The sequence below is a fragment of the Staphylococcus sp. HMSC34C02 genome (assembly GCF_001838705.1).
Taxonomy (GTDB): Bacteria; Bacillota; Bacilli; order Staphylococcales; family Staphylococcaceae; genus Staphylococcus; species Staphylococcus borealis.
In genome coordinates, this window is the sequence record NZ_KV838589.1 from 23,257 (window position 1) to 33,441 (window position 10,185).

General features: G+C 33.5%; 11 protein-coding genes and 1 pseudogene. 2 read left to right on the forward strand and 10 right to left on the reverse strand.

Annotated elements, in window-relative coordinates:
* Window positions 1–255 precede the first annotated feature (255 nt).
* The 6 genes and pseudogenes from HMPREF3239_RS12790 to HMPREF3239_RS08475 form a co-directional block, all read right to left on the reverse strand.
* Window positions 256–1,260 (reverse strand): annotated as a pseudogene (locus tag HMPREF3239_RS12790) (N-acetylglucosamine kinase).
* Between the two features lie 13 nt (window positions 1,261–1,273).
* Window positions 1,274–2,362 carry a DUF871 domain-containing protein gene (locus tag HMPREF3239_RS08450; protein WP_053030135.1) on the reverse strand — a complete coding sequence of 363 codons (1,089 nt, stop codon included), beginning with the start codon at window positions 2,360–2,362 and terminating at the stop codon, window positions 1,274–1,276.
* 294 nt (window positions 2,363–2,656) lie between these two features.
* The gene (locus HMPREF3239_RS08460; protein ID WP_053030137.1) at window positions 2,657–2,974 is read right to left on the reverse strand and encodes a PTS lactose/cellobiose transporter subunit IIA; all 318 of its coding nucleotides are present in this window, start codon (window positions 2,972–2,974) and stop codon (window positions 2,657–2,659) included.
* A gap of 14 nt (window positions 2,975–2,988) precedes the next feature.
* Window positions 2,989–4,284: a PTS sugar transporter subunit IIC gene (locus HMPREF3239_RS08465; protein WP_053030138.1), complete on the reverse strand. Its 1,296-nt coding sequence runs from the start codon at window positions 4,282–4,284 to the stop codon at window positions 2,989–2,991.
* Window positions 4,285–4,308: 24 nt separating this feature from the next.
* A complete protein-coding gene (locus HMPREF3239_RS08470) occupies window positions 4,309–4,611 on the reverse strand; it encodes a PTS sugar transporter subunit IIB (RefSeq protein WP_053030139.1) in 303 nt (100 codons plus the stop codon).
* A gap of 13 nt (window positions 4,612–4,624) precedes the next feature.
* On the reverse strand, window positions 4,625–5,476 hold the full coding sequence (locus HMPREF3239_RS08475; protein WP_053030140.1) for a MurR/RpiR family transcriptional regulator: 852 nt from the start codon (window positions 5,474–5,476) through the stop codon (window positions 4,625–4,627).
* A 187-nt stretch (window positions 5,477–5,663) separates the two neighbouring features.
* On the opposite strand from HMPREF3239_RS08475, the gene HMPREF3239_RS08480 reads away from it, so the two are divergent.
* On the forward strand, window positions 5,664–6,182 hold the full coding sequence (locus tag HMPREF3239_RS08480; RefSeq protein WP_053030141.1) for a M15 family metallopeptidase: 519 nt from the start codon (window positions 5,664–5,666) through the stop codon (window positions 6,180–6,182).
* Here HMPREF3239_RS08480 and HMPREF3239_RS08485 read toward each other — a convergent pair.
* From HMPREF3239_RS08485 to panB, 4 genes are all read right to left on the reverse strand, one after another.
* Window positions 6,080–6,820, reverse strand: coding sequence for a hypothetical protein (locus tag HMPREF3239_RS08485; RefSeq protein ID WP_231119754.1), 741 nt, complete (start codon window positions 6,818–6,820; stop codon window positions 6,080–6,082). The genes HMPREF3239_RS08480 and HMPREF3239_RS08485 overlap by 103 nt on opposite strands.
* A 171-nt stretch (window positions 6,821–6,991) precedes the next feature.
* Window positions 6,992–7,375 (reverse strand): aspartate 1-decarboxylase, encoded by a 384-nt coding sequence (gene panD, locus HMPREF3239_RS08490; protein ID WP_011274512.1) that lies wholly within the window; start codon window positions 7,373–7,375, stop codon window positions 6,992–6,994.
* A 3-nt stretch (window positions 7,376–7,378) separates the two neighbouring features.
* Window positions 7,379–8,233 carry a pantoate--beta-alanine ligase gene (gene panC, locus HMPREF3239_RS08495; RefSeq protein ID WP_053030142.1) on the reverse strand — a complete coding sequence of 285 codons (855 nt, stop codon included), beginning with the start codon at window positions 8,231–8,233 and terminating at the stop codon, window positions 7,379–7,381.
* Window positions 8,226–9,044, reverse strand: coding sequence for a 3-methyl-2-oxobutanoate hydroxymethyltransferase (gene panB / locus HMPREF3239_RS08500; RefSeq protein WP_053030143.1), 819 nt, complete (start codon window positions 9,042–9,044; stop codon window positions 8,226–8,228). Before panB ends, panC begins: the two co-directional genes overlap by 8 nt.
* An 81-nt stretch (window positions 9,045–9,125) precedes the next feature.
* On the opposite strand from panB, the gene HMPREF3239_RS08505 reads away from it, so the two are divergent.
* Window positions 9,126–9,974: an oxidoreductase gene (locus HMPREF3239_RS08505; protein WP_053030144.1), complete on the forward strand. Its 849-nt coding sequence runs from the start codon at window positions 9,126–9,128 to the stop codon at window positions 9,972–9,974.
* Window positions 9,975–10,185 lie beyond the last annotated feature (211 nt).

Sequence of the window (10,185 nt, forward strand, 5' to 3'; positions counted from 1 at the left end):
TACTTTGTAAATACTTAATTGAAAGTATTTCTTGCAAAAAAGAAGAGGCTGGGATATAAATAATATAATAATGCTATTTTGCAAATTCGCAGTAGCTGACTGTACTGAGAAGGCGCTTAAATCAAGCTTTTCTCAGTTCTAGTCATCCTTGCGGGCGGGGCCCCAACAAAGAGAATTTCATCAAGAAATTCTACAAGCTAAGCAAGCTGGGAGTGGACGACGAATTTAAAAGAATTCTGTCCCACTCTCTCTTTTTTAACTTAATGTATCAATCTCTTTCCAGCTACGTTCAATTGTTTGTTGAATTGTATGAGTAAAACTATTTTCGCTATTTTCTCTTAAAGATAGTGTATAGGCTCCAACCACTGGGGGAAATTTAGGTATTATAATTTCATTACTCGGATAAACTTTTTTTAATTTATTCATAAATGTCTCTTTAAACTGAATATTAGAGAATAGACCTCCACATAATACAATAGGTGGATGATATTGTGCCTTATTAACCGAAAGAAACGCGCCATTAATTAATTCAATCAATGCATCCATACTGTTACTAATGATATCTTTAGCAACCATATCACCACTGTTGGCAACCTCAAACACTACTTTAGTTAATGAAGCAATTTCTGATCTCATTTCCATATTTTGATAAACAAACGGAATTATTTCTGTTTCTTGTATCAAGTTTAATTGTTACTTAACCGCTTCAGTTAATTGAGTTGATTGACCTCTACCATCATAATTTTTCATTACTGCAGTAAGTGCTTTTTTGCCTATATCATACCCACTGCCTTCATCGCCTAGTAAATACCCCCATCCACCGACTCTATTCATTTCATTTGTTTCTTTATTAAAATAATATGATATAGAGCCAGTTCCTGCTATGAGCACAATACCAGAATCTCCAAATGTCCCGGATGCCAAAGCACATATAGCATCATTTTCAACGACAATTTTTATCTTATGTAATTTGTACGCTTCCAATGATTTTATAATCAAATGTTTTTCTTCTTTTCTCCCAGCACCACTTAATGATAAATAAATCGTATCAATTTCATTTAAGTCTATCTTTGCTTGTTTTCTCAAATTAGATATCATATTCATTAATATCTCTTTAACAGTGTCCAAACCTTTAACTTGTATATTTGTAGATTCTGCTAGAGTATGTCCAATAATTTCTCCATAATTATTACCAATGACACCTTCTGTTTTGGTTCCTCCACCATCAATACCAATATAGTATTTTTTATTAATACTCATTGTTATATCAATCCTATTCTTTCACATTTAATACGAAAGATTCCCAAGGCTCTATCATATCTAATAGAAATTGTTCATTTTCAGTTATTTTACCTATAACATTTTTTACACCATCATTTTCCATATTTTGAAGTGCTATCTGCATTTCTCCCTTATAGTGACCATAAGTTTCGTTGCAAATCAAAATATCTCCTCTTTTAATCTCAGCAGTATTATGAGGCGGGAAATCTTTATCTTTAAAATGTACTCTGCTCATTGTTGAGCGAATAACATACTCTGAGACATCGCCACGATTAAAATGATCTTCTTCTAACACAATCTTTTTTTCTAAACTAGAAATTTCAGGATTTAATTCTATATCAAGCGTAGGCATTGATAAATTAATCTTAGATAATGCGTATAACTCTTCCTCAGAAGCAAATGCGTTACTTATAATAATATCATCGATTAATCCAGTCATTAATAAGTGCTTTGCTTGAACTTCAATAGGTAAATTTCTATGACTTTCTAATGTAGGTAACCCCTCCATTACTTTCCAAGGCCCTACTTTACCGTGTTGAGATGTTACGAATGCCGCAGTCGTCAATTGATGTTGTTTATATGATTCTGAGGTTTTTTTAAAATGCTTAAATGATATGCCTGTATATTTTTGTGGATAAAAATTATGACATCCTATTAACTTATCTCTATCAGGTTTAAAATTTAATACATCATTGATAAATGTTGCACTTGTACTTATATTTAATTCAATAGACATATTTTGCTTATTATGCGTCATTTTCGCTGTTTCTTGAGCAGAAAATCCAGAATCAATTCGAATTCCAGATACACCTAAATCTTTAAAAAATGATAAGTCTAAATTATCTATTTGAAGATCTTTAAATACTTCTCGATTTATATCAGCTATGACCTCCATACCGTTCTCATTAGCATATTTCACTATTTCCTTAAACTTCTCAAAAACTTCACGATCTTCCTGTTTTACCGATAGCAGATTAGTGAATATACGTTTGAAGCCATATTTCACACTGGTATCAATGTAATTCTTCATTCTCTCTAGATCAGATTGTGTAGGATAAATTGAAATACCTAATCGATGCATTTACTTGCCCTCCTCAGATTTATAAATAACGCCTTTAATTTTTTTATTTTCAAGTAATTGTCTTGACTGTTCAAAAAATAAAATACTATTGAATATGATCAACACGTAAATAACGGTCCATCCGAATGAATTAATCTCATCAAAGATTAAAACTGGAATACCAATAATAAATGGCATAATAATTAAAAGTAACCATCTGTTAATTGCAACCTTCTTAATAATCAACTGTGATAACTTGAAGCAAAAAAATATTAAAAATAATAATCCTAGGATATATAAAAGTCTCATGGAAAATCACTTCTCTTCTAACTTTTTGTATAGCTCAATCATTTTTTCAATTAAACTTTTTTCACTTAATGCTGTCATAAGATGATCTTGTGCATGAATCATTAATAACGACGTATCAACTTTTTCACCATTAATTTCATCTTGTATTAAACGTGTTTGTGTTTTATGAGCCTCTGCCATTTCTCTCTCTGATTCATCAAGAAATTTTTTCGCTTCTTCAAAGTTGCCTTCAGTAGCACTATTTAATGCCTCATAAGCTAAACTTTTTGCATTTCCTCCATGTGCAATAATTTCAAATATCTCTGTTTCATTTTTATTGTCCATAGCAATTACCTCTCCTAATCTTTTTCAGTAGCATCTTCATTAAGACTTTGTTCTTGCGCTAACATTTCACGCTCATATTTTTTAAAGAAAGGATAATAAAGTACAATTGCAATAATGATATTGATTAATACTAATATAAGTGCTTTCCAATCTCCATTAGTCGCAAACAATGCACCAATAGGTCCAGGTAATGTCCACGGTGCTAAGATGGTAATTTTTGCAATTAATCCCAATTTAAAAACGAAGTACGTAATAGTAGTTAAAACTAAAGGAATACATATGAATGGTAAAGCTAGAATTGGATTCATTACTAATGGTGTCCCAAAAATGAGAGGTTCATTTATGTTAAATATACTTGGAATGATTGAGAATCTACCTACTTTTTTGAGATATTCTGATTTAGAGAAAACCATTAATATACACAGACTTAACGTCGCACCTGCGCCTCCAATCCAGACAAACCATTGGAAAAATGGTTCTACAACGATATTAGGTAGTTGTTCTCCCGCTGCTTTAGCATCAATATTTTGATCTAAGAGTGAGAACCAAATTGGTTGGAAAACAGCACCCATGACAGCAACACCATGAATACCTGCAGCCCATAAAAGAACGATAAAGAATACTGGTATCAAAGCGCCTAACAATGAATCTCCTGCAAATTTACCGAGTGGTTCAAATAGCATGTTAACGATTTTATTTAAATCTACATTTAAAATCACACGGATAAACCATGAAATAACAATAACTAAAGTAGCCGGAATTAAAGACTCAAAAGATCTGGCAACTGAACTAGGGACTTGTTCAGGCATTTTAATAGTAAAACCAGATTTAATAACTAATCTGCTTATTTCTACTGCAAATATCATAGAAATGATAGCTACAAATAAACCAGACCCTCCCAAATCTGCCATAGGCAATACATATCCAACGGCATCCTTTTTAGCTAATTTATCATCTAAATTCAATGGAATATTCATCATTAGGAACGTTGCTAATGAAAGTAAGCCACCTGAAAGACCATCCATTTTATATGATTTTGATAAGTTATAACCCATACAAAATGCTGCGTATAAAGCCATTAACCCCAACGTCATTCTATTTGCAATCATAATCTTCTCAGCATGTGGTTGTACTAAATCTGCGAGATAGGGTATTGGTGGTGATGCAAACAAAGTGAAGAATGAACCGACGATAATCAATGGTAATGTTGCAATAATACCGTCACGAATGGCAACTAAATGTCTTTGCTCTGATGCTTTTGCCATTGGTGTCATTAATACTTTTTCAAGCCATTGTAATATCTTTTGCATAAGACCATCTCCTAAACATGTATATTAGTTATCGTATTCTTTAATTTGTTTTAAAATTTTAGGTGCACCTATTGGTGTATAACCCATTGGATCAACTACATCAACTGGTTTACCAACTTCTTCTCCCATTTTTTTAAATTTATCTAAACGGTGTTTAACTTGTGGGGCAACTAATCCTAAATCATAATGTTCAATTTGATTTTCAAATTCTTCAGATCCTACTGCTTTAATTTCAAGATCATAGTTTTCTTTATCTGCTTGTTTCTTAATTGAATCAACTACCATTGCACTTGACATTCCACCTGAACAAACCATAATTACTTTCATTTAAAACACTCCTCTATTTTAATTTATTGTTTTTTATAGCATTTCTTGTATTCTCTAATTTCTGGCGATTACTTAAATAATCATCACTAGCGATGCAAATATACAAAATATCAATGATGCTTAGCATAGCAATTCTTGAACTCATTGCCCCACTTCGTATCGTTTTTTCGGAAGAACTAACAAACAATTGTACATCTGCTAATTTAGCTATAGAATTATCACCATATTTAGTTATAGAAATAATTTTTGCACCCTTTTCTTTAGCTAATTGCGTAGCGTAGACTATATCTTTAGTTTGACCTGAATTTGATATTGCAATTACAACATCTTCAGAAGATAGGTTAGCACTTAAAGTCACTTGCTCATCAAAACTACTTCCTACATCACACCAATAATCTATACGCGTTAACTTTTGTTTAAAATCTTGCGCAATAATAGCTGATGCACCAATTCCATAAATACAAGTTTTTCTTGAATTGATAATTAATTCAAAAGCTTGCTTAATACTAACTGTGGATAAAATCCTTTCTGTGTCTTTTAAAGTCTTAGTATTGTTATGAAATACTGATTGCGTGACTTCTTCAATTGAATAATCTTCATCAATTTCTGCATAATCGCGTTGTACTTTCCCAGGTTCATTTAAATCAAATGCGATTTTCAATTTTAAATCTTGAAAGCCCTTACATTTCATCTTTTTAGATAACCTAACAATCGTAGCTACGCTTACGTTTGTTAGGTCGGCTAGCTTTTGTACTGAGTAATTAATAATTTCTTCTGGATGTTTAAGAATATACTCAGCAACTCTACGTTCCGAGGGGTTTAAATCGCTTAAAGATGATTCAATAAAAATTAAACTACCATGCAATAAACATCACCTCTAAAAGGAATAATATTTCACTTCAATTACAATTTACAAAATATTATTACATTTGTCAAAATCTAATTTGTATGTAATTTAGTTATTTAACATCTTATTTCATTTCTTTTTTTATGCTAATCTTACATTGTAAGAATAATCTATTAATAAACTTTTTTGGGAAAGGAATTATATTGTGAAAAAGCTTATTGCAATTTTAATTTTGAGTACTTTAATCTTATGTGCATGTCATGATAATCATGACTCAAAAAGCAAAAATAATCATGATTCATCACAAAAATCAACTCATCATGTACACAAGAAAGAAATCAAAAATGGTCGAACGTATTATGACGATATTTTAATTGTTAATAAAACAACAACGCTCCCACCTGATTACAATCCTGGTGAAAATCCGAAAGCACAACGTGCATTACAACGGATGTTTGCTGATGCTGGCGAAGAGGGTGTAAACCTTTATCAGATAAGTGGTTTCAGAAGTTACCAAACACAAGTGAGTTTGTATCAGCAGTATGTTGCGCGTGATGGCGAACAAGCTGCGAATCGATATAGTGCGCGTCCTGGCACTTCTGAACATCAAAGTGGATTAAGTTATGATGTAGGTGCTATTGGATCAAATTGCAATTTACATGAATGTTTTGGAGATACTAAAGAGGGGCAATGGATTGCACCCAATCCCTCCAACTGTTTATAAGAGATGCCATTCTCATCATAACTAATGTTAGGATACTTATTATCAATATGCATTTTACTTACTAATTCTGGCAAAGCTTTGTTATGTTTATTTTTTAAATAGACATCGCTTAAATTCACTTCTCTACCATGTTGCATCAATGCATTATAATCTATAATTGCGGCTTGTGTTCCTCCTAAGAATATCTTTTCATTATTCACACCGATGATTGCAGCAAAATTTCGTTTATCAGGATATACAGTGTAAAAATGCATATCTTTTGGCGCATTTACAACAGGTTTATCATGCTTAACTAACGTAAAATCGACTAATTTATAATGATACTCCCCAGCTGGTGCTATAGCTAAATAAAATCCAGTTAAAATTTCATTTTTAGTTAATGTATATTGGTCGACATGGTCGACACAAAATGCTAAAGCTAATTTTTCCTTTTCCGAAAAGTTAGCTACTATATCTTTAGTTTTTTCTTCATTCTTCTTTTTGCTTTCAACCTTGTTTTGTTTTTTATTGTCTTCTGTTGTCTTAGTATCCGTTTGTTTCGAATGTGAATTAGTTTTACCTTCCTTGGACGATTCATTCGTACTACAAGCTGTTAAAATCAACATAAATGTGATGCTAAGTAATATAAATCTTTTCATAAACAAGCCCTCTAATCTAAACAATTTATATAATTTTATTATACTATATAAAAGTTATATATAGAGGCATTACTTATAATATTATGCTCCACTATATACACAAAAATCCGATAGCTTTTAAGCTACCGGATTGTAATCATTTCAATATTTTTAGACTGCCGTCATACTTATTTATTTAATTATAGTGCCTTCTTTTTCATGAATCATTTGAATAATTTCATTCTTTTCATTCATCACAGCAACTTTCGGTGCATGATCAACTAATTCACGTTCATCTAATTGAACATAAGTCATAATAATCACCACATCGTCAACTTCAACTAATCGAGATGCTGCACCATTAAGGCAAATCTTGCCACTACCTCGTTCACCAGCAATGACATACGTTTCAAAGCGGGCACCATTATTGTTATTCACGATGGCTACCTTTTCATTCGGTAAAATATCAACTGCATCCAAGATATCTGCATCTATCGTAATACTTCCAACATAATTTAAATTTGACTCTGTTACTCGTGCTCTATGAATCTTACCATTCATCATTGTTCTAATCATAACTTACGATTCACTTCCTAAAATAATATTATCTATTAACCGTGCTTTCGAGAATTTAACAGCGAGTGATATAAAGATTTGACCTTGTATTTCTGTCGCAACTTCTAAACCGGGGTAACTGTAAATTGCAACTTCATCAATATGACCACGCGTATGTTCCGTTAAATATGCCTTAATCTCACCAACAATAATATGACTACGACGTTCCCCTTGATTATATAACGTTTGTGCTAATGCTAAACTTTTACTTAGGTGAACAGCCTCTTGTCGCTCATCATCGGTTAAATATACATTTCGTGAACTGCGTGCGAGTCCATCCGCTTCACGTACAATATCAACACCAACAATTTCAATTGGATGGTTAAAATCTTCAACCATTTTTTCAACGATTGCAAGTTGTTGCGCATCCTTCTTACCAAAGTAAGCTTTATTAGGACTGACGATGTTAAATAGTTTATTCACGACAGTCACAACGCCGTCGAAATGACCTGGACGTTGTGCGCCTTCTAAGACTTCCGCTAGACGTCCCACCTTCAATGTTACACTTAATTCGTCTGGATACATTTCTTCTACTGTTGGATGAAAGACGTAATCCACATGAATAGCTTCAACTAAAGCTACATCTTGATCAATTTGACGTGGATACGCATCGAAATCTTCATTTGGTCCGAATTGTAGTGGGTTGACGAATACGCTAATCACTGTAACATCATTATCTTCAACTGAGCGACGCATCATACTTAAATGCCCTTCATGTAAGGCGCCCATTGTAGGAACAAAACCAATTGTCTTACCCGAACGTTTCAATTCTTGCGTAATGTGTTGCATCTCAGCTACAGTTTGAATTACTTTAGTCATTACCATTTACCTCGTTCAATATCTTTTTCTTATACGTGTGTGCTTCAGCTGGAAACGTGCCTGCCTTAACTTCCTCATCATATTGTTTGATGCCTTTAATGCCCACTGAAAAATCACCAAATTGTTTCACAAATTTAGCATAACGATCTACACCATAATTCAACATATCGTGATAAACCAATACTTGACCGTCCGTGTCTTTTCCTGCGCCGATACCAATCACTGGTATATCTAATTGGTCACTAATTAAACCAGCTAAGTCACTAGGAATCGCTTCTAATACTAAGGCAACTGCGCCTGCTTCTTGTACTGCATGTGCATCTTGAATTAGTTGTTCAGCTGCATCTTTCGTACTACCTTGTAAACGATAGCCCATAACACCCACGCTTTGTGGCATTAAACCTAGGTGCGCTACAATTGGTATTCCAATTTGCGTTGATTTCTTAATGAAATTAACTAAATGTGCACCTTCTGCTTTTAACGCATTCGCATTCGTTTGTTGATAAAGTGTGAGCGCATTTTTCAAATCATGTTCGTCACTCACACCAACTGCGCCAATTGGTAAATCTACTACTACAAAGGTATCATCTGCGCCTCTGCGTACCGCTTTACCGTGGTGAATCATGTCATCTAGCGTCACTTGTGTTGTCGTCTCATAACCAAGCACTGTCATTCCAAGTGAATCACCCACTAAAATCATATCTATATTTGCATCTTGTGCTTGTTTTGCGCTTGGAAAGTCATAAGCCGTAATCATCGAAATTTTTGTTTTCTCTTGTTTCATTTCAACTAATTTTGCTAAATTTTTCATTTTTAAATTAACTCCTATATTAAAAGTTCGATAATAATACGTATAATTATATGTAAGAATACCTAGAAAGGAAAGTTTTAAATGCAAATTGCTGTTATTGGACCAGGTGCGGTTGGCACTACGATCGCCTATGAACTACAAACATCGTTACCAAACGTCACACTAATTGGTCGTTCTAATAAAGACATAACCATTCAACCCGCAAATCAAACGGTAGAAGTATTTAATATAGATGACGTGACGTCGACCTTTGACGTGATAATCATTGCTGTCAAAACACATCAGCTTAATCATTTAATTCCAAAGTTACATCGTTTAGCCCATGACGAAACGCTATTTATTTTAGCTCAAAATGGCTACGGCCTACTATCTCGTCTTCCATTTCAACACACTTACCAAGCTGTTGTTTATATTAGTGGCCAAAAGTCGGGAAACGAAGTCGTACATTTTCGTGATTATCGTTTACATGTTCAAAAAGATGCTCAAACAATGCGCTTAAAACAGTTACTTGATCACACAAAAATTGAACTCGTACTTGAAGAACATATTGAAGACAAAATTTGGTATAAATTATTAGTTAACCTCGGCATTAATTCTATTACTGCGCTTGGTCATAATACCGCTCAAATCTTAAAAATTAAAGAAGTGGAACAATTATGTAAAAACTTATTATACGAGGGACAACACGTAGCTTTATCAGAGGGCATTACGCTTCCTGATTCATTGGTCGATGATATTATGCAGATTTATGCAGGTTATCCTGACCATATGGGTACGAGTATGTATTATGATGTGATCAATAGCCAACCGCTTGAAGTTGAAGCCATTCAAGGCTTTATCTATAGCAAGGCGAGATACTATAATCTCAATACACCTCACTTAGACACTGTTTACGCCCTTTTACTGTCACATCATTCTATTGCAGAATAAAAAGGGAATGCGACAGCATTTTTTTTAATTCGTCGTCCACTCCCAGCTTGCTTTGCTTGTAGAATTTCTTGGTGGAATGCTCTTTGCTGGGGTCCCCGCCCGCAAAGATGACTAGAACTGAGAAAAGCTTGAATTAAATGCTCTCTCAGTTCAGTCAATTACTGCCAATATATATTTGTAGGGAGTGGGACAGAATTCTTTTTAAATTCGT

What these genes read in the sequence shown, in the direction of transcription:
- HMPREF3239_RS08450 (WP_053030135.1), bottom strand. Translation starts at nt 2,362, where the DNA reads ATGCATCGATTAGGTATTTCAATTTATCCTACACAATCTGATCTAGAG.
- HMPREF3239_RS08460 (WP_053030137.1), bottom strand. Translation starts at nt 2,974, where the DNA reads ATGGACAATAAAAATGAAACAGAGATATTTGAAATTATTGCACATGGA.
- HMPREF3239_RS08465 (WP_053030138.1), bottom strand. Translation starts at nt 4,284, where the DNA reads ATGCAAAAGATATTACAATGGCTTGAAAAAGTATTAATGACACCAATG.
- HMPREF3239_RS08470 (WP_053030139.1), bottom strand. Translation starts at nt 4,611, where the DNA reads ATGAAAGTAATTATGGTTTGTTCAGGTGGAATGTCAAGTGCAATGGTA.
- HMPREF3239_RS08485 (WP_231119754.1), bottom strand. Translation starts at nt 6,820, where the DNA reads ATGAAAAGATTTATATTACTTAGCATCACATTTATGTTGATTTTAACA.
- panD (WP_011274512.1), bottom strand. Translation starts at nt 7,375, where the DNA reads ATGATTAGAACAATGATGAATGGTAAGATTCATAGAGCACGAGTAACA.
- panC (WP_053030142.1), bottom strand. Translation starts at nt 8,233, where the DNA reads ATGACTAAAGTAATTCAAACTGTAGCTGAGATGCAACACATTACGCAA.
- panB (WP_053030143.1), bottom strand. Translation starts at nt 9,044, where the DNA reads ATGAAAAATTTAGCAAAATTAGTTGAAATGAAACAAGAGAAAACAAAA.
- HMPREF3239_RS08505 (WP_053030144.1), top strand. Translation starts at nt 9,126, where the DNA reads ATGCAAATTGCTGTTATTGGACCAGGTGCGGTTGGCACTACGATCGCC.